General features: G+C 42.7%; 12 protein-coding genes. 3 read left to right on the top strand and 9 right to left on the bottom strand.

Annotation, left to right across the window (positions count from 1 at the left end; all coding sequences use genetic code 11):
• Positions 1-15: 15 nt before the first annotated feature.
• Entirely contained in the window at positions 16-1,014 is a 999-nt protein-coding gene (locus tag WFY05_RS00645) for an N-acetylmuramoyl-L-alanine amidase family protein (protein ID WP_340110777.1), read from the bottom strand.
• A gap of 356 nt (positions 1,015-1,370) precedes the next feature.
• Here WFY05_RS00645 and lnt point away from each other — a divergent pair, with 356 nt between their 5' ends.
• Entirely contained in the window at positions 1,371-2,996 is a 1,626-nt protein-coding gene (lnt, locus tag WFY05_RS00640) for an apolipoprotein N-acyltransferase (RefSeq protein ID WP_340110776.1), read from the top strand.
• A gap of 559 nt (positions 2,997-3,555) precedes the next feature.
• The gene (locus WFY05_RS00635) at positions 3,556-4,851 is read left to right on the top strand and encodes a class II aldolase/adducin family protein (protein ID WP_340110775.1); all 1,296 of its coding nucleotides are present in this window, start codon (positions 3,556-3,558) and stop codon (positions 4,849-4,851) included.
• A 138-nt stretch (positions 4,852-4,989) separates the two neighbouring features.
• Here WFY05_RS00635 and WFY05_RS00630 read toward each other — a convergent pair whose 3' ends face one another.
• Complete coding sequence (locus tag WFY05_RS00630) at positions 4,990-7,827, bottom strand: TIM-barrel domain-containing protein (RefSeq protein ID WP_340110774.1); 2,838 nt, start codon at positions 7,825-7,827, stop codon at positions 4,990-4,992.
• Positions 7,828-8,117: 290 nt separating this feature from the next.
• Between WFY05_RS00630 and WFY05_RS00625 the strand changes: the two genes are divergently transcribed.
• On the top strand, positions 8,118-9,218 hold the full coding sequence (locus WFY05_RS00625) for a glycoside hydrolase family 26 protein (RefSeq protein WP_340110773.1): 1,101 nt from the start codon (positions 8,118-8,120) through the stop codon (positions 9,216-9,218).
• A gap of 33 nt (positions 9,219-9,251) precedes the next feature.
• On the opposite strand, the gene WFY05_RS00620 is transcribed toward WFY05_RS00625, so the two are convergent.
• The 7 genes from WFY05_RS00620 to WFY05_RS00590 form a co-directional block, all read right to left on the bottom strand.
• Entirely contained in the window at positions 9,252-10,022 is a 771-nt protein-coding gene (locus WFY05_RS00620) for a hypothetical protein (protein WP_340110772.1), read from the bottom strand.
• 20 nt (positions 10,023-10,042) lie between these two features.
• Positions 10,043-11,692 (bottom strand): hypothetical protein, encoded by a 1,650-nt coding sequence (locus WFY05_RS00615; protein ID WP_340110770.1) that lies wholly within the window; start codon positions 11,690-11,692, stop codon positions 10,043-10,045.
• Entirely contained in the window at positions 11,685-12,767 is a 1,083-nt protein-coding gene (locus WFY05_RS00610; RefSeq protein WP_340110768.1) for a DUF4249 family protein, read from the bottom strand. Before WFY05_RS00610 ends, WFY05_RS00615 begins: the two co-directional genes overlap by 8 nt.
• A 1-nt stretch (position 12,768) precedes the next feature.
• Positions 12,769-15,486, bottom strand: a complete 2,718-nt coding sequence (locus tag WFY05_RS00605; protein ID WP_340110766.1) for a carboxypeptidase-like regulatory domain-containing protein — start codon at positions 15,484-15,486, stop codon at positions 12,769-12,771.
• A gap of 426 nt (positions 15,487-15,912) precedes the next feature.
• Positions 15,913-19,008 (bottom strand): glycoside hydrolase family 2 TIM barrel-domain containing protein, encoded by a 3,096-nt coding sequence (locus tag WFY05_RS00600; RefSeq protein WP_340110765.1) that lies wholly within the window; start codon positions 19,006-19,008, stop codon positions 15,913-15,915.
• A gap of 24 nt (positions 19,009-19,032) precedes the next feature.
• Positions 19,033-21,189, bottom strand: coding sequence for a glycoside hydrolase family 43 protein (locus WFY05_RS00595; RefSeq protein ID WP_340110764.1), 2,157 nt, complete (start codon positions 21,187-21,189; stop codon positions 19,033-19,035).
• Between the two features lie 39 nt (positions 21,190-21,228).
• The gene (locus tag WFY05_RS00590) at positions 21,229-23,172 is read right to left on the bottom strand and encodes an alpha-L-arabinofuranosidase family protein (RefSeq protein ID WP_340110762.1); all 1,944 of its coding nucleotides are present in this window, start codon (positions 23,170-23,172) and stop codon (positions 21,229-21,231) included.
• Between the last annotated feature and the right edge of the window lie 4 nt (positions 23,173-23,176).

The raw sequence follows: 23,176 nt of genomic DNA, 5'->3' as shown, positions 1-23,176 counted from the left end.
GCTGTGAAAGAATGATTATTTATTCGTTTTGAAATCTTCAATTAGCCCTTCAGCAAGCCATTTAGCCACAGCCTGTCGGTTGTTTGGTATGATTAGACGTTGTATATCGCGTTCGTGATTCATATTACCCAATTCGATGTAAACGGCAGGCGGCCAGGTATTTCGTACCACGTATAAACTACGATCGGAGACCGTGCCACCATAACCGCGTCCTGGCTGATGTTCCTGGTATTTTTTCTGAAAAGTGTCTTTCAAGATAGTGGCGGCTTTTTTACCCGTTTCGCTGCGTTTATCGTGGTAAAAAAACACGTCGATGTTTTCGCCACGTCCACGCGAATCGACATGGATAGCTATCATTCGCTGAAAGGCACCGCGATGCTTTTTATACAGTTCGTTAACTGCATCCGATCGTTGTCGAAGACGTTTAGTTTGGTTTAGCGGTATTTTACGTTTAGGATAACAATATTCGTCGTGATCGATTTTAAGAAAGCTTTCGTCACGAATCCCGTCGTTTGGATCGCGGGTGATCAGGTAAACTGTGGCCCCCTCCTCAATCAAGTTGCGGGCAAGTCGCAGTGTAACGTCGTATGCATATTCGTCTTCACAAACGGTGTGGCTATTGTATTTTCCTACGGCACCCGGATCGGGGCCTCCATGCCCGGCCACCAGGTAATATATTGCACCGTCCAGATTGTTGCTTTTAATTTCTATATCCGCATATTCATCTCCAAAAATGTCGTAGTGTACCATCCTTCCCTTTGCTTCAGCGGGCTTTGAAGTTGTTTCCGCTGCTGTTCCGTCAGCCGGAAGTTTATATTTTACACCGGCAATTAAGGTGTTGTTTTTTCCCAGCTGATTCTTATTCAGCGCGATGAAGTTTTCCATGTTTGCCGAAACAGAATATCCATGGCGTTTAAGTAAACGATAAATTCCATCGCCTTTCTCCGCGACAACTTCTTTGGGTTGTGCGAAAGAGATCTGTGGAAACACCACCGCGATTAATATTATGCTCAAAAAAATCCGCATCAGTGATTTTATATGTAAGTTTGAAACGAACATCTATTTTTAGTTTCTGTTACTATAACGACTTATTTGCTAAAATAAAGGTAACTTTTAAAAGTTTTTTTTGTTCATGCGACAATCTATCCGCTGTACATTGTTGATAACTTCGATTCTGTTGCTGGTATCTTGCCGGTCGAATGTGGTAAAAACAGGTTTTAAGGCTGTAAATATTGATGTTTCGGTGAGAAAAATCTGCGGTATTATACAGTAAGAGAACGACCTGGTTTTCGGGAAAATTGATTTTGTGTTTGATGGGCGAGCAGAAAGTAAACAGCCATTTACAGTAAAAATCAGGATAATTATTGAATATGAAACGAATACATCGTCTGGCATTATCAATTGGAACCGGGCTACTTTTAAGTCTGGCTTGGTTGGGATTCCCCGGCTGGATAGTTTTTGTGGCTTTGTTACCGCTTTTTTTGGTCGAAAATTATTTTGTGGAAAACAAAGAAGAGTTTCGGAGTGTCTCGTTTTTCGGACACGCTTTTTTAGCCATGTTTGTTTGGAACATAACAACCACCTGGTGGATTGTACACGCAACCGCTGTTGGAGCAGCAATGGCTATTATTACTAATTCGTTCCTGATGTCGCTGGTGTGGTGGCTTGGCCACCTGGCAAGACGAAGCTTCAAATCGAATCTCGGGTACATTGCTTTTGCGGTTTTCTGGATTTCGTTTGAGTTTTTTCACTTCCGATGGGACATTGAGTGGCCCTGGCTGCAATTAGGAAATGGTTTTGCCAATAATGTGAAAATGATTCAGTGGTACGAGTTTACCGGTGCTTTTGGCGGAACACTGTGGGTTTTGTTCATGAATATTTTGTTGTTCTCCCTTTTGGTTCAGTACTCAAAGGGTATTCGAACCCGCGTTACACTCTTCTCAACTTTATTTTATCTATTGCTTTTTATTGTACCTGTGCTCGTCTCAAAACGCATGTACAAATCATATGTCGAGAAAGTAGATCCCAAACAGATTACAATTGTTCAGCCCAATGTTGATCCTTATTCTGAGAGTTTCGATATCCGTGCAGAAGACACCAAAAAACAGAACTTCCTGCGCCTGGCTGCTTCCGCTTCCGATCGGAATACTGATTTTATTGTGGGCCCTGAAACGGTTTTTGAGAATCCTTCTTACTGGGACGAATCGAAATTAGAGACCAATCGTTTTTTGAATGATATGAAACAGTTTATCCATCAGTATAAACACGCTGAAATGTTGTTTGGTGTTTCGTCGTATAAAATTTATAGCAACCCCGATGAGGTGACTACCACCGCGCGTACCAATAACGATATGACCTACGATCGCTTTAACACGGCACTGTTTGTCGATCGTCAAAACGAAGTTCAGATCTATCACAAATCGAAGCTTGTTGTAGGCGTCGAAAAAATGCCATTTATGAAGTACCTAGGTTTTATCAGCGATGTTGTTCTTGACATAGGCGGAACCACGGGTAGCCTTGGAAGGCAAAAAGATGCCTCATTATTTACATCTTCCGACGGGACAAAACTTGCCCCGGTTATTTGCTACGAATCGGTGTTTGGTGAATACCTCACTCACTATGTACAACAGGGAGCCGAACTGATATTTATAATCACCAACGACGGCTGGTGGAAAAATACCCCCGGCTATAAACAACACATGTCGTTCGCGCGTTTACGTGCTATCGAAACCCGTCGCAGTATTGCACGCTCAGCCAACACCGGGATCTCTTGTTTTATCAATCAGCGTGGCGATGTGGAACAGGCAACCGGCTGGTGGGTAGAAGCTGCGATTTCAGGAAAACTCAATAAAAACAGCAGCATGACATTTTATGCCAAACATGGCGATTACATTGCACGTGTAGCACTTTTTATGAGTGTTCTGTTTATTTTACTGATGATTGTAAGACGTTTCACTGAAGAACAAAAAAAATCCGCACCAATTCGATTTGTGTAAAACCCCTGTATAACAGGATTTGAGCGCCCGACTGATCAAACTTCCACCGGTCCGAAGACTCATCCCGAATACTCGGGACTACAAGGCCTGCTTTTACAGTCAAAAAGAGCTAACTCGGTTTAATTTTTTCTGTTGAGTTTACCAATCTTGAATTAATGCGGAAAATATCTTTTTTCTATTTAAATGAACGCTTATTTGTTATTTCAAATGTAGCTGTAAGCTTTGGTATATGCAAATTTTACGTGTTAATTCGTACCTCCCAAAATGTAACAGATTGTTGTTTAGAATATTAAATCACCGAATTTTTAGTGTCTCACATAAAGTATAATTATTTAAATGAACATTATGATCCTTATTCGTTTGTAAGTTATTGTTTTAGTGTGATTTATGGCGGTGTTCTGCTTGCATCGTATCTCTCTGATAATTTTCGAATACGGATTTAATAAATGTGGAATAAAATAATTGGTTTCAATATTGTTTAAACTGACTGATATTGGATGATTTAGGCCCGTATTCGTTTAAATTTGTACCTTTAATAGATCAACCCAAAAAAATAATAATGAGAAAGCTGAATACGAAGTGGATGCATCCACGAGACCAAATTACCATGATCATTGATAAGATTTACCGGAGTGGACTGACAACAACATCAGGAGGAAACATTTCGGTGATCGACGACAATGGAGACGTATGGGTAACACCGTCGGCTATCGATAAAGGTACCTTGCGACCTACTGATATTGTTTGTGTAAAAAGTGATGGAACAATTGAAGGGCGTCATAAACCTTCCTCAGAATATCCGTTTCACATTGCCATTTATAAAAGTCGTCCCGATATAAAGGCGGTTATTCACGCACATCCGCCGGCACTGGTTTCCTTTAGTATCGTGCGCGAAATTCCCAATACCAATGTTATTCCGCAGGCCAAGCACGTTTGCGGACCGATTGGTTATGCACCGTACGAATTACCGGGAAGTGATGAACTCGGAGATGTTATTGCCAGGGAATTTTCGAATAAGTACAATGCGGTTATCATGGAAAACCACGGAACCGTTGTGGGAGGTAAAAATTTGAACGATGCTTATCAGCGTTTCGAAACCATGGAGTTTTGTGCCCGCACTTTGATAAACGGAAGCACGATTGGTGAGCCGAATTACCTGTCGGATGATGAGATTCAAAAATTTGAAAATCAAATACCGAGGTTGCTTCCCGAAATGAAGAAGGTAAACTATCCTTCCGATGAACGTGCCATTCGAGAGCAGATTCAGCGTATCGTTTTGCGTGCCTGCGAACAGGGACTGATGATCAGTTCGTACGGTACTGTTTCGGTGCGCTGGCGGGACAATGATTTTCTGATTACGCCAACCAATGTAGCACGCTGGGATATTCAGTTAAAGGATATTGTTCAAATTAAAGATGGAAAGCGAGAGCCGGGAAAAATACCAAGCCGTTCAACCTGGCTGCACCAGGAAATTTATAAGCGAAATCCGCATGTAAACTCGATCATCCTTACACAAAGTCCATATTTGATGGCTTACAGTGTAACGGGTGAAAAAATGGATGTACGTACCATTCCAGAAAGCTGGATCTTTTTGCAGGATATTCCAAACATGCCTTTTGGATCTCACTTTGCCGGAGAGGAAGACATACTCAACACCATTTCTGAGAATACGCCGGCCGTTATTATCAATAACGATTCGATATTGGTTACAGGTGATAAATTGCTGGGAACATTCGACCGGCTTGAAGTTGCAGAGTTTAGTGCCAAATCGCTAACCATGGGAGCTTCACTCGGAAAACTTGTACCGATCAATGATCAGCAGGTAGAAGCGTTGAGAAAAAAGTTTCTGTCGTAAGAAGACAGTATAAAAAGTTACGGGCCAACATTAAATTCGACCGGGTAACTTTGGCAATATAAAATGCATTAAAAAACGGGAACAGGAGCAAAATCCTGAATTCCCGTTTTTGTGCTAACTAACTATCTACTAACTAACTCAAAAATAAAGATCAACCTTATTTCCGGTATATTTTATGCTTTTAACCATTCCCTTGTCCGAAAGGAAAGGAACAGCTTGTTCTCTTGATACTTTATGAATACGGAATTCGCGGTTTTCGATCATGCCGTCAAACTCCCCTTCGCGATCCTGAATAGTAAGTTTTTGCTCGTCCTCTGAATATTCAAACTTTATGATGCTGAATTTTCCGTCTTCATAATTGTAGTTGGTCGATTCGTCTTCGTACAATTCAAAACTGCCGTCTTTACCGGTATACACATAAATGTCAATCGGGGCCCCCGGTTTTTGATCAGTATATTCAATTTCGGGTCCTGCAGGAAGGATCGAACCTTCGCGGACAAAAAGTGGCATACGCTCGTAAGGAGCTTCAACTGTAAGATTCTGACCGCCGGCTACAAATTCTCCCGAATACAAGTTGTACCAACCATTGTTATTTGGGAAGTATACATCGCGTTGTATTGCTTTGTATTCGTAAACCGGACAAATCAGTAGCGAAGGCCCAAACATAAACTGATCGCCAATATTCAGTACTTGTTTGTCATCGGCAAAATCCATGGCCAAACCACGCATTATCGTATAATCGTCGTGATAAACGGCTCCTGTCAAACTGTAAATGTATGGCATCAATCGGTATCGTAACTTATTGTAGTACAGCATCGATTTGTACGCCGGATGACTTTCAGGCGCGATGTTGTAAATCTCGCGGTAAGGGAATTGTCCGTGTACCCTGAAAAGCGGGGCAAAAGTTCCGAACTGGTACCAGCGTGTATTCAATTCACGCCACTCTTTCATGGCTTCGCTGCCTTCGGTGGCTCTTTCAAATTTTTTCTGAACACAGAATCCTCCAATGTCCATGGTCCAGTAGGGCAGACCCGACATTGAAAAGTTAATACCGGCCGAAATCTGTGCTTTCATGTCTTCCCAGGTGGTACCGATGTCGCCACTCCAGGTTGTTGTTCCGTAGCGCTGCATTCCTGCAAAACCTGATCGGGTAAGAATAAATACACGGTCAACTGGATTTTCCTTGCGCTGCCCCTTGTAAATACCTTTTGCATTCATCAGTGCATAGGCATTAAAATATTGTGTTGAAGGTCCCAGTGCAGTAGGATTCATCAATTCTTTGCGGTATTCTATGCTTGCATTCGACAAGATATCGGGTTCGGTAGCATCGAGCCACCAGGCGTCGATTCCTTTCGAGTAGAGTTTTTCGTTGATCTGATCCCAGAAAAGTTGACGGGCATCTGCGCTGTAGGCGTCGTAGAACGATCCGATGTAACCCGGATAGATCCAGTCGCGGATGCTGTCTTTGATGGCTTGTTTGTACATCCAGCCATTTTCGTCAAATTCCTTGTAGTGTTCGGTTCCGAGGTAAAATTTCGGCCAAACCGAGATCAGTATTTTTGCATGGTTATCGTGAACGGTTTGGATCATTCTTTCTGGATCGGGGAAACGGGCGGCATCAAACTCATGGCTTCCCCATTTTTCAACCGGCCAGTACGACCAGTCCTGTACGATGTTATCAATAGGAATGTGCCTTTTTCTGAATTCGGCAAGTGTTTTCAACAACTCGTCCTGTGTTTTATAGCGCTCACGACTTTGCCAGAAACCCATGGCCCACTTGGGCATTACTTGTGCTTTTCCGGTAAGGTGACGGTAGCTCGAAATCACATCGTCCATCGATTCACCTTTCATAAAGTAATAGTTGATCTGATCGCCCATTTCCGAGAAAAATGAAATGTCATCTTGTTGATCGGCCGGAACAGGTGAGAGCGCTTTTAATCCAATGTACGAAACGCCTCCATCTGGAAACCATTCCAGTTTAATATCGTGTTTCCGTCCGGGTTCCATATCGACCTGGAATTTAGCTACTGACGGATTCCAGGCGGTACGCCATTTGTCGGCCATTAATTCCCCGTCGATCCAAATTTTCGTGTAGCCGGCGTAGTAGAGTAAAAACTGGTAAGTTCCATTTTCTGTGGCTTCAAGTTTACCTTCCCAGGTAATTTTTGCGCGTTCGAAACTAAATCCTTCAGGGAAGTTCTCGATGGTTTCCAGATTTTCGTAATCGATTGTCGATTCATCTCTAACCGTAAACACATGATTATTTTCGGTATTATCAATATAAGTGGCCGTCAAATTTCCTTCTTCTCCGTCCTGGTTATAGAGTTTGAACTGATCTATCTGGCCATAAGGACGTGGATCGCCAAACCTTGAAAAAGAGTAATTGTCCCACAACAATCCGTAGTTTTTTGTTGAAACGATAAATGGAATCGAAACTTTTGTATTGTATTGAAACAATTCCTCGTTTTTCCCTTTGTAGTTGATTTCGTCGGCCTGATGTTGCCCCAGCCCGTAAAGTGCTTCGTCTTCCGACGATTCGAATACCTGTTGAAAACTGTAGGCTTGAACTCCGTCCACTTCAATCGGCTGAAATTGTTTTCCACCCTTTGCTTTTTCCTGAAGATACAGGTTCCCGTCTTTATCGAAAAACTGAATCTCACCGGTAATTTTCGAAACTTTTACCTGGGTTTTCGCAGTAGAAACTACCAGAAAGTCGCCGTCTTCTTCCAAATCAAATGCAATAGGTTTGATTTCGGGTAACACCACCAGGCTTTCGTCATCACTAAAAGTTTTGTTGGCACTGGCCCAAACTTTAATGATCTCATCGTCAACCGGGGCGATTAACACCGCTTTGGCAGCATTTTCCGCCGTTTTTGAGGGGTAAACAATCACTCCGTCTTCATTTTGTTTCCAGTTATTTTGTGTGCACGAAAAGCTCAGGACTGCAAGGCTGAGTAGTATTAATAGTTGTTTCATTTTGATAATCTATTAGCTGTAGTTAGTTATAAGTCAATTCGAAATTTATATTGTAAAAATAACAATAACATGCTAAAAATAGAAAGAAAATTATAATTAGCATCTCTATTTATGAATTATGAAGCAATTTTGAATCATTCTTTCTAAAACATCCGATCTAAATATATCAATCAAACCGACAGGTTTTCTGCGGTTCGTTTTTGAGGAATTGTTTTGGTGAAGAAGCAGAAGGAACTTATCTTTAAAATGAAATTGTAATAAAGACAATAATAAAGCTATATCAAACAAAAATGAAACATACTTTAGTAACCGCCCTGGTCCTTGTGGTGCAACTTTCGTTGGCACAAAAATCGATACCTGCCGATCCAAATGCTACAGAAGAAACCGTTAATCTCTGCAAAAACCTGATGAAATTGCAGCACGAAAGATTGATGTTCGGTCACCAGGATGACCTGGCTTACGGGAATGGCTGGGTGTACGAAGAAGGTCGTTCGGACGTAAAAGACGTTTGTGGTGATTACCCGGCGGTTTATGGCTGGGAACTAGGTCACCTTGAGCTGGGAGATACATACAGTCTTGATTCCGTTCATTTTCATAAAATTCAGGGATGGATCAAACAAACTTATGCGAGGGGAGGAGTGAATACCATAAGCTGGCATTTACGCAATCCATTAACCGGTGGCAGTTCCTGGGACACATCTTCGAAAAAAGTAGTTCGATCGGTTTTGCCCGGAGGGGAGAAGCACGAGTTGTTTGTTACCTATCTAGACAGGCTTGCTGAATTTCTTCAGGGCTTACAAACCGAAGACGGTACTTACATCCCGGTTCTATTTCGCCCCTTTCACGAACACACGGGAAGTTGGTTCTGGTGGGGCAAAAATTTATGCACCCCGGAAGACTACAAGGCGCTCTGGCGCTTTACTGTGAACTATCTTCAAAATGAGAAGAACATTCATCATGTGTTGTACTCATATTCAACCGATCGGTTTAAAACTACAAATGAATACCTGGAAAGATACCCCGGCGACGATATTGTTGATGTGCTGGCTTTTGATTTGTATGATCGTGGACCTGACTATGCAAAAGCCGTGAAGACATGTGCCGAAGTTGTATGCGAGCAGGCCGGGCAAAGAAACAAACTTGCCACGATGAGCGAAACAGGTGGCCCAATTGCTACGAATACCAAATGGTGGACGGAAACGCTGCTGGGAACGCTAAAACCTTTCGATCTTTCGTACGTGCTGGTTTGGCGGAATCCTTGGAAGCCTGCCGGACACGGTGCATTTGCTCCTTATAAAAACAGTCCTGATTCGGAGGATTTTATCAGGTTTTACAAGGATCCAAAGACTTTATTTCAAAAGGAAGTTACTCAACTGAAATTGTATCAGTAAAAGAAAAGCTGCGGATAAAGTTGGTAACGGGTTTTATTCCGAATAGTAATTTTCTTCAATCAGGCGAATGGCTTGAACAGCATCATCGTTGGTTCGAAAACTGTTTTTATTCTGTCGAAGTAGTTTTCTGATCTCTTTCTTTTTTTCAGGGAAAAGCGTCAATAACGAGCGGCGCCTGAGTTTTACTTTTTCAAAATCACCATCGGGGAAACAAACGTAATGGTGGCGACGAAGAACAAAATCTGACACTTGCAAATAGCCGTTTCGGTCCTTGTATGCCGATGTTTTTTCCTCCAGAGTGCGGTTATGAATTACCAGTTGCAGCCGGCCTTCGTAAAGCATTTCAAAATAACGATCACCTTTTGGGAGCCTGTCGAAAAACATCTTTTTGAACCGAGGCGAAGATTTGATGGTTTTGTCGAAAACAAACTCCGAAACTGCATCCTTATCAATACTGATTATTGTGTTTGTATTCTGGTTCAGGTAAATCAATTCATCATGTAAAGTATTGTACTTCAGATAAAGGTTTTTGTAAACATCGCCGTTTTCGAGTATTACCGATCCGGTTGTCCATTCATCATTGTAAAATTCCGATCCGCGGGGAACATAAGTCGGGTAAAACTGCTTTCCCGGAAGTTTGTAATTGGTGGTATTCGAAGCGGTTGTCAGTTCAATTTCCGGAACAAATTCTTTTTCCTGGGCCAAGGCAACCAACGAAAGTACAAGTACCGCACCAAGGGTCATAACAACCTTCTGTATCGATTGTCGGGTTGAGTTCCTGTATTTATTCGAATATTCCATCATCGTTTGTTGCGCTTGTTCACTTAATTATTCTGAAAAATTTCATGATGTTGCAAAATCTCCTGTTTGCGGTTCACTACAATCAATTCAAGTACAAGATCTCCTTTAATATTTGAAGTGTTAAAACTTATTGTTTCCGAGCTGCTTACATTTTTCCATTTTTTTCGGAAGAATACTTTTTTGAAGTCGGGAGTATTTTCCGCTTTGTTTGATGAGTTGCTAAAATCCCACTTAAGTTCAGGTTGTAAGCACTGGTAGCGAGTTACATTAACACCTTCCAGGTTCTCGACCCAGGTAAGTGTGGGATGATGTGTGTAAACCGCCAAAACACCGTCGAAACTAATGTCTCCAAAATAATGTTTGTAAAATACAGCATCTACTTTTTTAATGTCGGTAGTTCCCATATCCGTGAAAATATCGGGATCGAATACCGGAACACCATCCAAAAGTTTGAAAGGCTCATTGTTAAAAATATTCTGTGTGCCATGATCGAACAGTCGAATTGAAACCTCTTCCTTCCGGTTCCGGTATTGAACACCACGAAGGATCTCACGTGATATTTCCTGGAAATCGGGCAGGTCAATGAAAAGTTCCGGGTAGAAGGTATTGGTGGGTTTCCCGTAAAACGGGTATTCAAAATCGCTCGACAGCGAAAATGTATCGGTTGAAAGCGATGTGTAACTTTTAAAGAACTTGTCGAAATAAGCCGATTTAACCACGGCATCGGAATATGATCTTTCCTCGTTGTTCAATATTTTCGATGAAGCGTTTATGCCGGGAGTTTCAATGAAATTATCGTCAAATACAATCCTGTTTTCACCAGGATTATTACTCAATTCCTGTACAATCAGGTTTGCAGTTCCGTAGGCATTTCGAAGGTAAAAAGAAAAACGTCCGTGGCTGTCGGTAATGCAAAAATCAAAATAGGGGAGTGTATCTGAAATACTGAGCAGGATGGTGGCTCCTTCAACTTCGCTTTCGTCAGAATTCGCGATGACTTTCCCTTTTATCAGCAATCCGTTTTTTTCAGGAACGGCCATAAACGGAAGCGCTTTTTGCTTGATCGGCGTAGCAATGAATCCCGAACTAAATGAGTCCGACATTGGATCTTTTAATCGTGCAATAACAATCATTTCTTCCAAATCTTCACGGATTTCTTCAGGAAGATTTATCGTGAATTCAACTGAATTATTTTCTCGCTCGTGGTTATTCTGATGAATTTCTACACCTTCCAAAGCTTCAAAATATTTTGTTTCAACTTCCGGATAATTGATCGTGCTAATGTCGGTGTCGAAGCGATTGTAAACGGTTACAAGGCGCTGATTTATTATGGCGTTGGAATCATCGGTCTGCACATTGGTAAAGGCCTTTAACACGTATATTCCTGTTGAGAGAGAATCAGGCACGGGCAAATAACCATCGCCGGTAACACCCTGGGAAACAATATTTACGCGGGTGACATGCTTCCCGTTTAGTTTATCGAGCTGAACATGAACAACATTGCCGGCAGGAACTTCTTCCGACCGATTAAAAACCATGGTCGTAAACCAAATGGTATCGCCGCTGGCACACGAAGTACGGTCGGGAACCAGGTAAACCTTTTCCTGTGCATTGGTTTTAAGCACCAAAGCGAATACAAGCATCAGTAATATGGCTGAAAATCTTTTATTCATCAGGATAGGTTTTTGAAATGGTTTCCCAAAATTCAGGTTCGTCGTCTTTTACGTAGCCTCGTGATGGAATATCGTAGAAATATCGTATTTTTTTCAGGAAAAAATCATCGCGCCCTCTCGCATGATACAAAAAGTAACGGTATTCCGAATAAGTCGTGATCTCGAAATTTCCCAAAACGATCTTATCCGGATCATTTTCGCAATAGACGTTACCTTGCAGTTGGACATAAACCGGGTCGAAAATACGGCCTTCGGCACCTAACTGTTGATTGAGGTCTTTGTAATAACTATATGAATTCTCGTTAATGCCAAACTCATTAATAATATAAATCCAGCCTGAAAACGACAGGGTATCTGGCATGTATTTAAAATAGTCATTCTCGAAAAATTCGAGTGGATGTTTGATGATATTGCGCGAGGTACTGTACGACGGTGGTCCGGCAACGTTAAATATTCCTTTGGGATTAACTGAACGCCAGATATAAATTGGTCGTGTTTCGGGGAAACCCATAATAACAGTATCGTAAGTATCCATATACTGAATCACTTTTCGACCATAGAAGCGATAATGATTTAAATCTACCTGATCGTTGATGTTGGCATACAGCTGAATTCCATATTCCTTTATAATATCGTCAGAGGAGCCCGCGGTGCCATGAATTGAAACTCTGTTTTCGTGCTCCCCATAAACCGTATCAATCACAGGTTCAATTGGAACCTCCTGGAAGTCCGATATGTAATGATCACCATCCAGTTCAATATGAAGCTGATAAACACGCTCCGCATCGAGAAACTCATTAATTTGATAAACTCCCGGATTGTAGAGTGAGAATTCCAATCTCCCGCCCTGATCGTCAGTGAGGTAAACCAGGGCGCTGCTTTCTTTCGGATATCCTTCATCAACGCTGTTAAATCCTCTTGATCGGTACAGACTAACCGTGTTAACCTGCTGATCAACTCGTAGTACAGCCTCCACTACCAGCATATTATCTACTTCATCGATTTTAGGATTGTAGATTTCTTCGCAGGCTACAAAAGTCAGGATAAGAATCAATATGTAAATACCGTATTTCATATCAGAACTTGAAATTGTAGGTTAATGACGGAACAGGTACGCCTATGATCGACATTTTATATAAGCCTCGTCCCTGTGAGCCGGAGCCGGGCGATGGTTTGCGGTAATATACTGAGTACGGATTGTTTCGACCGTAGACGTTGTAAATCGATAATGTCCAGCTTCCTTTCCACATCCGTCTTCTTCTCAGGTTTTCGTCAAACGTTATTGAAAGATCGAGTCGGTGATAGGGTGGCATCCGGTATTTATTCCGATCGGAATAATAAACAAGCGTTTCACCCGAATACCGGTAAGTCATCTCAGGCAATGTTACCGGTCTTCCTGAAATAAAAACAAAGTTTCCGGAAATCCGCCATCTGCGGCTGATGTTATAGGTTGCAACTACTGAAAGATCGTGCGGTTTGTCGTAAATCGACGGATAATATTCACCGTGATTAATTTGTTCTTCATCGAATTCGCCCATGGTTTTACGCATGGTTCTCGAGAAGGTGTAATTCAGCCAACCGGTTAATCGTCCTTCTTTTTTGTTGAAGGACAATTCGAGCCCGTAGGAATATCCATCAGCCGGAATCAGGTCGGTTTCCAGGTGCTCGTTCATAATTATCTGAGCACCGTTTTTATATTCGATCAGGTTTTGCAATTGTTTGTAATAGGCCTCAACCGTAAAATCTATACCTGTAAACAGCATGTTATTAGTAACTCCCGCCGTAATCTGATCATTGATCAGTGGTTCGAGGTGATAATCGCTCGTTTTCCAGATTTCGGCCGGAGATATTACGGCACTGTTGCTGATCTGGTTGATGTACTGGCGGGTACGCTGATAACTAAGTTTTAGTGAATATCCGGTTTGAGTTTCGTAATTCATTGAAATCCGGGGTTCCAGACCGGCGTAGGATTTCACAGTTTCATTTTCACCAAATCTTTTGGTGTCAATTACCGTCTCCGGGCTTTTGGGCAGCGATTCATCGTACAGCAGAACCGTGGTTGGTCCCTGCAAAGCAAAGAGACTAAAACGTAAACCTGCGTTTAGAGTCAGTCCGGGAAGGATGTTAAACTCATCGCCTGCATAGAGCGCTCCTTCGAATGCTTTTTCCTGATCTATTTTCTGCGGAACAACCACTGTGGTGTCAGCATATGGCGAAATCTCCCCGGGATCATTCACGTATCGGATCAAATTAAATCCGGATTGAAAGTTGTGCTGCGGATGCGGATGCCAGATCAGGTTGTATTTTAAAGCGTTGTACTGAATGTTGTTGTTGAGGTAATACGCCTCGTAATCTTTTCCATTTGCCAGGTCGGTCAGTCTGAAATGATATGCACTGTGTGAAAAATTAAACTCTCCAAAAAGTTTTTCACTGAATTTATTCCGCGATTGCAGGCTCATCAGCGTGTTCCCGTATTCGTTGATCGATTGCGCACTGGTACTAAATTCGTCGTTACTTACATACGCCATAAAACGCAGGTAATTGTGATTATCGAATTTGTACATCAGTTTTCCACTCACATCGTAAAAATTGGTTGTACTTTCCGAAACCACTGGATCAGGAACGAGGTCGAGCAGCCAGTCGGTGTATGACAGTCGTCCACCTGCAGCCATGGTCAGTTTCTTGTCTTTTGTTAACGGGCCATCCAGTGCAACACGCGAATTAATGGTTCCAATTCCGCCGTAAACACGCAGGATATCAGAATCGCCATTTTTCATGTCTACTTCCATTACCGACGAAACACGTTCGCCGTATCGTGCAGGTAAGCCTCCCTTGAATACTCTCAAATCTTCCACCAGATCGGGGTTGATCATCGAAAGAAAACCAAAAAGGTGGGTGCTGTTGAAAACCGGAGAACCGTCCATCAATATCAGGTTTTGATCCGAATTTCCGCCGCGTACGTTAAAGCCCGAAGACAGTTCGCCAACAGTGGTGATACCGGGCATCATGGTAATACTTTTTATGATGTCGCGTTCACCCATCAGCAGGGGGAGGTTTTTAATTTCTTTGGCCGTCATTTGTACCAGACTTGTTTGTGTACGCGAGGAATTGAACTCATCGGCCACTACAGTAACTTCTTCCAGATTGTGCGATTCTTCAAAGAGATCGAACTCAGCCTCACCCGATTCAATGATCCTTATTTTTTGTTCATACTCCTGAAATCCCATGTATGATATCTGCAGAATGTGTTCGCCGGCGGGCAGTTCCAAAGTAAATTTACCTGATGAATTGGTTGAGGCTCCTTTTTCAAGTTTCGGTTCGTAGATCACAGCACCGGGAAGCGGATCGCCGGTTTTACCATCGAGAACCACGCCGGAAACGATACCACTTTTATATTTCCCCAGTTTGATAGGATCTCCAATTACCAGTATTCCCCCCGCTTCATCCAATGTGGTTCGCGTGTCCATGCGACGCGGAAAAATAAGAACTGAATTATTTTGAAAGATTTCGTAATTGAGGTCATGAGCATTAAAAATACTGTTCAATGCACGGGGGAGTGGATTCTCGTTAAACGTAGTGTTGATTGTGTAAGGCTCGACCCAGGATTTTTTGTAGAATACTTTTATGCCGTAATCGTTTTGAAGGCTTTGCAGAAAATTCTCCAGTGGCACATTCCTGTAGTTGCCCGAAATTTTAAGCTCTTCAAGGTTTTGGGCCTGAACAGGGAAAACAGTTGCGAAGATCAGAATCAAGCACAGGAATAAAATAGGTCGGCTTAATGTTGTTTTCTGCATTGCTTATTTAGCACTTAAATCCAGTTGGTCGTAAAATGTGGTTTAAAGCTACGTAAATTTTTACGTGTAATTGTAGTTTTAACAAACATACCATTGTGCTTGAAAACACATAATTATTTTTTAGCCAATTTGTAGGATTTTAACCGGCTTTATTACAGTTCTTTTGGGCAGAATTCATTTTTATTTTCTTTTCACCTCAAAAACAAGCTGCTTAATGTTTACATAACATATATACATTTTCGTATCGGATGGGATTTAGTCTTTCTCTAGAGGAATAACTTGTTTTATAATTTTTTACAGCAACCGTGTTGGAGTAGAAGAAACAATTGGGCCAGTGAAACGGGGGGGAGATTTGATTCGCATTTTCTTTCCCGGAATCGTTAAGGAAACCGGGAAAGAAAATGCAATCAATATATCTGTTATTGTCTATTTCATTTTAACAGGAACGATCTTAAAGTTGAATTCGTAATCCTGATAAGGCACGCGATACTCTTCAAGCGGAAGATATCCCCAGCTGTTGATGCATCCAAGTCCCATTTGAACTTTGTCGATGCACAGCGTTACAAAATCGCTTTTGGGAACCTCAGGAGCATGACGCTGATCTTTGTCGATGCCGTCATCCAAGGCTTCAATGGTGTAATTTAAAGCCGAGGCTGAGAAGGCATCATCGGATACGAACTGTAATCCACGACCGCTAATTGAAGTTTGTTTCCACCAGCGGATATCGGATTTAGTTCCGGTCTCCTGAGGGCGAATGTACGGATAGAACTGGTCGCAAACATCTTGCTCATACAAGCCAATAAATTCCGAATATTTTCGGTCGGAATAATTTTCAATCGGACCGCGGCCATAATATTCAATGTTATTGAACTCTTTTGGCATTTCCAGTTTCATACCAAAACGGAACATGCCCGAAACATCATCGTTTTCACCTGCGATAAGTTTTTCGGTCACTCTAATTTCACCAACATTGTTGATGAGGTAGGTCAATTCGAGTTGTCCTGAAACTGCCGGCATTTCGTAAGTCGCCGCTACTTTAATCAGTTCGTCTTCTTCGGTGGCATTCAGCGAATTCAGTTTCATTTCAGGATCGTTCCAAACACGGTAACGACGTTGCAAACGTGCTCCGAAATCATTATCGGTAGGTGCGCGCCAGAAATTAGGAACCAACTGGCTGCCTTCCTCCAACATGGCTTCACCGTTTACATCAAAACGAGTCAGGAATCCACTGCGTTTATTAAAATCGAGCTTGAAATTCTCTCCGATGATCTGTAAGAAATGATAGTCGTTTTCTTTTATAACCGGTACCGAAACCGCTTCGTTCGCAGTCGTTTCATTTGAAACTTCCAGTGTTCCGAACTCCCAGCTTTGAACCTCGAGTTGATCTTTTGACAGCGTAAAACCTGCAGGAACCACGCCTTCGGCCGATTTCAGTTTATAGGCCACATTGACAAAAACTTCGTTGGCTACACAATTTTCAGGAAGTGTGAAACCAAGCTTAACATTTTGTTTTTGTTGCGGAGCGATATTAAGATCTGAAACAATACCTGTTTTAACCACTTTACCGTCTGCTACCAATTCCCATTCAAGCATGAAATTCGAAAGGTTGCGGAAAAAATATTCATTGTAAACTTCAACTGTACCGTTTTTCAGATCAACCGGAGTTGTCCAGATGGATTGATAGAAATACCCAACTTCATAATAATGTGGATTTGGAATACGGTCGGGACTGATCAAACCATTGTCGAGGAAGTTATTATCGGAAGCATCGTAGGGATTAAAATCGCCACCATATGCATAAATTTGCTGTCCGTCTTTGTTTTTCCAGTGGATGCTCTGATCAACAAAATCCCAGATGAAACCTCCCTGGTAATTATCGTACTTTCTGGTGAGGTCCCAGTATTCTTTAAAACCACCCATCGAATTTCCCATAGCATGTGCATATTCGCACTGAATCAACGGCTTATCTGTGTCTTTCTGTCCGTACTGTTCGCAGCGATCGTTCGGATAATACATCGGGCAGAAAATATCGGTGTATTCGTTTCCGTGGGCCTGTTCGTACTGAACCGGGCGAGAAGTGTCGAAATCTTTGATCCAGTTGTAACAAGCTTCGAAGTTCGGCCCAAAACCGGCTTCGTTACCCATCGACCAAACAATAACAGCTGGGTGGTTGAAGTTTCGTAAAACATTACGCTGATTGCGTTGGAGGTGCGCCAGTGCAAAATCTTCATTTTTGGCCAGTGTACGTGGTCCGTAACCCATTCCGTGTGATTCGATGTTGGCTTCGGCCACCATGTAAATACCATATTCATCGCACAAGTCGTACCAGGTGCTGTTATCCGGGTAGTGACAAGTACGCACTGCATTAACATTGAATTTTTTCATCATTTCAATGTCCTGGATCATACGTTCGCGCGAAACCACGTAACCTCCATCGGGATCCAGTTCGTGGCGGTTCACACCCTTAACCAGAATGGCTTTACCGTTTACACACAACTGCCCGTTGAGCATTTCCACTTTTCGGAATCCAACTTTTAAAGGAATCACTTCGAGTACTTCACTGCTATTTTTAAGTGTGGCAGTAAGTTGATATAAAACAGGAGTTTCTGCTGTCCATTTGCTCGGATTCATTACGGAAATATCCGTACGTAATTTGCCGGATGCGTCTACGGTTTCTTCAGCAACTACATTTCCTTCGGCGTCGCTAAGCGCCAGTTCAACGGTTCCTTTTCCTTCGAGCGTTAAATCAACAGCCAGACTGCCGTTTGTATAGTTCGCATCAAGATCGGGAGTTATTTTTATATCCTGAATGTAAGTTTTGTTGCGAGCATAGAGGTAGCAGTCGCGACCCACGCCTGAAAAACGCCAAAAATCCTGGTCTTCAAGATAAGTGCCGTCGCTCCAGCGAAACACCTGAAATGCAATCAGGTTTTTACCGGGTTGCAGGTATTTGCTGAGGTCGAATTCAGCTTCAAGTTTGCTGTCTTCGCTGTAACCAACAAATTTTCCATTTACATATAGCGTAATGTTTGATGTTACCGATCCAAAGTGAGCAAAGATCTTTTTGCCATCCCACGATGCCGGTACTTCAATTTCCTTTCGGTAAGTTCCAACATGGTTGTTCTCTTCGGGAACTATGGGCGGATTGTTTCTGTACTGATTTCGCCAGGCGTAACCTACGTTCACATAAATAGGATCGCCAAAACCGTTCAGTTCCCACATTCCGGGTACCGGCATTTTATCCCAGCCCTTGTCGTTGTATTCCGGGCCAAAGCAATCGGTTGGACGTTGCCAGGCGTTCTCCACCCATTTAAAATTCCAGGTGCCGTTTAGGCTCAGAAAGTTCGCCGAGTTCTCTTTACACCCGGTTTGAGCAGCATCTGCCGATTCAAAAGCAAAATAACTGCTGTGCATCGGCGCACGATTAATCTCATTTACTTTTGGATCCTGCCAGGCGTTTTCCTGTGCTACAATGGCTTGAGCAGCAAGAAGCATCAAGGCGATTAAAGTTTTAAATTTCATGTTGACTTTGTTTATTAATTATTATTAGTTGGTTACTTCGAGTGGTTGTATTCCTTTCAAAGTAGGTTTTACTTCCAAAATATTTCCCTGGTCATCAAACTGTAACTTATCGATACAAACTTCGCGGTGGAAACCTCCCCGGCCACGCGGCATATCAACTCCTTTCGGATAGGTAAAACGGTGATACACCAAATACCACTCATCTTTTCCCGGTACCTGAATGGCCGAATTATGTCCGGTTGCAAAGATATTGGTTTTCGGGTCACGTTGAATAACAATATTGTTTTCAGGAATTGTAAGCTTGCCGATCGGAGTTTTCGAAGTTGCATAACGCACTTTGTAATTCGGGCTGCGGGTATCGTCTTCCGACCACATAAAATAATAGGTACCATTGCGGTAAATCACATACGTACCTTCGCGATAAGTCCCATCCACATTAAAGGTTTTTAAAGTCTTCATGTTTAACGAGATCATATCATCATTTAACTCAGCACCGGCCATGTAACCATTTCCCCAGTAAAGGTAGCTTTTCCCTGTTTTAGGATCGGTAAAGACATCCGGATCGATTTCCTGGCCACGGTTAATTCCTTTTGGTTTGAAATCGATGAGCGCTTTTCCGCTGTCAACAAAAGGCCCTGTTGGATCATCAGCCACTGCCACACCAATTTTCTGGGCGGCCGTGAAATAATAAAAATACTTGTTCTGTCCGTCTATTTTCTTTTCGATAATGCAGGGTGCCCAGGCATTTCGGTTGGCCCAGTCTACATCTTTATGGAGATCGAGAATAACACCTTCGTCGGTCCAGTCGACTAGGTTTTCTGATGAAAATGTTTTAAAGTAATATCCACCCCAGCCGTCAAAACCATCGCTTGTGGGGTAAATGTAGTATTTACCTGTCTTTTCGGAATACAAAATATCCGGATCGGCGTAATAACCTTCAATAACAGGATTGTTGTCTTGCGAAACGGTTACCCGGTAAACAACATCGCCTTTACCCTCGATTGTGAAGGTATAATCAATCGGTCCGTTGGAAAAATCCTGTGCTCGGGCAGGTGAGTAGGTGATGCCCGGAAAGGTTCTGAATTGTGGATCGAAAGCAGACAGATCGGTGCCTGATTTTACCGGCAAATAAATGGTTTTTGCGTCTTCGTTCAGGTTTACATTTAGCTTTTTCAATCCGGGGGCTTGAGCTTCAACTAAACCTGCTACCGTTCCCCACTTTGTGATCAATCGTTTCAATTCATTTTGGGTGATCGGCATAACGGTTCCGTGCCGCGGGTGAAAGTTCATCGTAACATCTTCGTCGATCACTTCAAAATGTTCCAGGTCAGAACTTTTGGTAAACTGGTAACGACCGTTGGTGTAAACATCGTACATCAGTATGTATTCATCTGAGTTGTTGAGTTTGAAAACTCCGCTGCCTTCAACACGGTTTCTTTCGCGGTCAACACGTTTATCGCTTACCAATTCATAGCCTTCTGTCAGCTTATCCGAAACGGCAAGCTTTATGCCCGGATCGCCGTCTTCGGCTTTGTGGAACAAATAAAATTTACCGTTAAAGGGTATGATATCACCATCGATACAAGCTTTTGTATTGCTGTCTTCAGGTGGAAAATACAATTGTTTTGGTGCTGCTTCAAGTGCCGTAAAATCTTTGTTGGCGTAAGCGTAGTAAATGATATCCGGAGTACGGTCGCCACTTCGCATCGAGAAATAAACCATGTATTTACCGTTGCTTTCGTCGTAAATGGTTTGAGGCGCCCACACCCGGTCGACTTTCCCAAATTCATCAGGATAAGTTTCAGGGATGTTTACCACGGAAGTTTCCCAATTGATTAAATCAGTTGATTTCATCAGAACCATGGCGTAGTTGTTCCAGCCCATTTCAGGTACATAAAGATCGGTAACTACCATGTAAAATGTTTTTCCATCGGCACCGCGCAGAATATGCGGATCACGAACACCGCCCGATGTGCTGATCGCTTTCGAATCAATAATGGGTTCGTTGCCGTTCAGGGCATAGTAATTATACCCGTCGGTACTAACGGCGTATCGAATGGCTTCGGCACCCGGTCCGTTTCCCGAAAAATAGGTAAAGAGGTAAGCGCTCATTTCATCATTTTTCGATTGGCATGATGAAAAAGTTAAAGCACTTCCCAGAATAATTAGAATAAGGAGCATCGATTTAATTTTGCTTTTTGCGGTCATGAGTGTATTTATTTATTGCTTAATTGTTATTCGACATACGTAAAATGCATTTCCTTCAACTTTGAGTTGAAAGCTGTCCTGATCAGTTTTTATTGAAGAACGAACAGGAACTACCTGATTCGGATCATCGATGGAATTAACAGCCCGTGGCCGGTTTGAATGCAGGCAGGTAATTTCAACATCGGAACCTTCAAACGAAGTTCTCGGGCCATTCAGAGTAACGTTAATATCCTGCAATTCTTCTGATGCGTTTACGATTTTGATTATTATATCAGAGGAATTCTCATCGAAACAAGCCGAGGCATAAAGCTGGTCCTGTCCGGTAATTATTTCGTTGTTCCGGGTAATCGGGTGAACCACGGTTCCGGAGTTGTTGGCATACATTTGCTGAACATAGTAGTTTGGAGTGCGCACAACCGATAAGTTATCGAACCAGATCATATCGGGTTTCCACTGCCACGCATCAACATGCGCAAAAAGTGGTGCGTAAGTGGCCAGTTGAACCACATCGGCATTTCTTTCAAGCCCGGTCATAAAGGCGGCTTCAGCAATGGCTGAGCGCACATTATTATCGCGGCTTCGGTGATGTGCCGCATATTCGCCGGCAAAAACTTTTGGCCCGTTCCTGTCGTAGCTGTCGTAACGCCCGGCATTTTCGAGAAACCATTCAGGGCTGCGGTAGTAATGTTCATCCACAAGATCTACATTCAGTTCGGTCATTTTCGGCCACAGGTAATCAAAATGTTCGCCGTCAGGAGCCGGGCCAGCAGTACCAATAATTTTTATTTCAGGATATTTTTCACGGATGGCCTCCATAAAAGGGATCAGTCGTTCCACGTAGCCCTCGCCCCATTGTTCGTTACCAATGGCAATGTATTTAAGTTGAAATGACTCAGGATGTCCCATGTCATTGCGCACTTTTCCCCATTTTGTATCGACGGTACCGTTGGCGAATTCAATCAGATCTAATGCATCCTGAATATAAGGTTCCAGATCACCCACCGGAACACACTCTGTACTTTCGTATTGACAAGCCAGTCCGCAACTTACAACGGGAAGAGGTTCGGCGCCCAAATCTTCACTTAAGAGGAAAAACTCATAAAAACCAAGGCCGTAGCTTTGGTAGTAATCCGGAAAGAATCGATGTTTGAAGGTGTAGTTCCAGCGGTTTTCGTTTATCGGGCGGTTCTCGACGGGACCAACACTGTTTTTCCATTGGTAGCGGGTTTCCAGTGTATTCCCCTCGATAATGCAACCACCTGGGAAACGAAAAACTCCGGGATTCAAATCGTACAACGCTTCCACCAGGTCTTTCCTGAGACCATTTTGGCGGTGCTTCCAGGTTTCGTTTGGAAAAAGTGAAATGTGATCAAGATCGACCACTCCGCTGGTTTCGAGTACCAAGCGTATTTTCCCTTTAGCCGATGTTTGACCCGCAGTAATAATACATTCGTATTTGTTCCAGTCGGCACCGGAAACCATGAGTTCACCTCTGCCGATCATGTTATTTTCTTCACTCACCAACTCTATTCTGAACTTCTTTTCTGCGCCATCGAGTGATCGCGCAAAAAACGAGAAGCGGTAAGTATCGTTTTGTTTAAATCCGATTCCGGTAAAACCAACGTTTTCCAGCCCGGTACCACGTCGCAGACCTTTTTCTTCTAATCGTGCATAATGCGGATTGCGGTCGAAACAAGGTTCTTCGGTTTGAATGCTAACTTCTCCAAACGGGATCCAACCTACGAAAGGCTGGTCAAATTCAAATGAGCGGTTTTTGATAAGTTCGGCATACAATCCACCGTCGGCACCAAAATTGATGTCTTCAAAAAATACCCCGTACATGTCGGGCTGAATTTTGGCTCCGGATTTCGTCAAATCAACAGTAAATGTTTTTTGCCCCCATGTAAAGGGATGGAGGATTAAGATCAAAAATAGGATTACGAAGTATTTCATCATTCAA

Source organism: Maribellus mangrovi (genome assembly GCF_037646455.1).
Taxonomy (GTDB): Bacteria; Bacteroidota; Bacteroidia; order Bacteroidales; family Prolixibacteraceae; genus Draconibacterium; species Draconibacterium mangrovi_A.
Note: the sequence above shows the minus strand (reverse complement) of the source record. Positions and strands in the feature narration are given on the sequence as shown.

What these genes read in the sequence shown, in the direction of transcription:
- lnt (WP_340110776.1), top strand. Translation starts at nt 1,371, where the DNA reads ATGAAACGAATACATCGTCTGGCATTATCAATTGGAACCGGGCTACTT.
- WFY05_RS00635 (WP_340110775.1), top strand. Translation starts at nt 3,556, where the DNA reads ATGAGAAAGCTGAATACGAAGTGGATGCATCCACGAGACCAAATTACC.
- WFY05_RS00630 (WP_340110774.1), bottom strand. Translation starts at nt 7,827, where the DNA reads ATGAAACAACTATTAATACTACTCAGCCTTGCAGTCCTGAGCTTTTCG.
- WFY05_RS00625 (WP_340110773.1), top strand. Translation starts at nt 8,118, where the DNA reads ATGAAACATACTTTAGTAACCGCCCTGGTCCTTGTGGTGCAACTTTCG.
- WFY05_RS00620 (WP_340110772.1), bottom strand. Translation starts at nt 10,022, where the DNA reads ATGATGGAATATTCGAATAAATACAGGAACTCAACCCGACAATCGATA.
- WFY05_RS00615 (WP_340110770.1), bottom strand. Translation starts at nt 11,692, where the DNA reads ATGAATAAAAGATTTTCAGCCATATTACTGATGCTTGTATTCGCTTTG.
- WFY05_RS00610 (WP_340110768.1), bottom strand. Translation starts at nt 12,767, where the DNA reads ATGAAATACGGTATTTACATATTGATTCTTATCCTGACTTTTGTAGCC.
- WFY05_RS00605 (WP_340110766.1), bottom strand. Translation starts at nt 15,486, where the DNA reads ATGCAGAAAACAACATTAAGCCGACCTATTTTATTCCTGTGCTTGATT.
- WFY05_RS00600 (WP_340110765.1), bottom strand. Translation starts at nt 19,008, where the DNA reads ATGAAATTTAAAACTTTAATCGCCTTGATGCTTCTTGCTGCTCAAGCC.
- WFY05_RS00595 (WP_340110764.1), bottom strand. Translation starts at nt 21,189, where the DNA reads ATGCTCCTTATTCTAATTATTCTGGGAAGTGCTTTAACTTTTTCATCA.
- WFY05_RS00590 (WP_340110762.1), bottom strand. Translation starts at nt 23,172, where the DNA reads ATGATGAAATACTTCGTAATCCTATTTTTGATCTTAATCCTCCATCCC.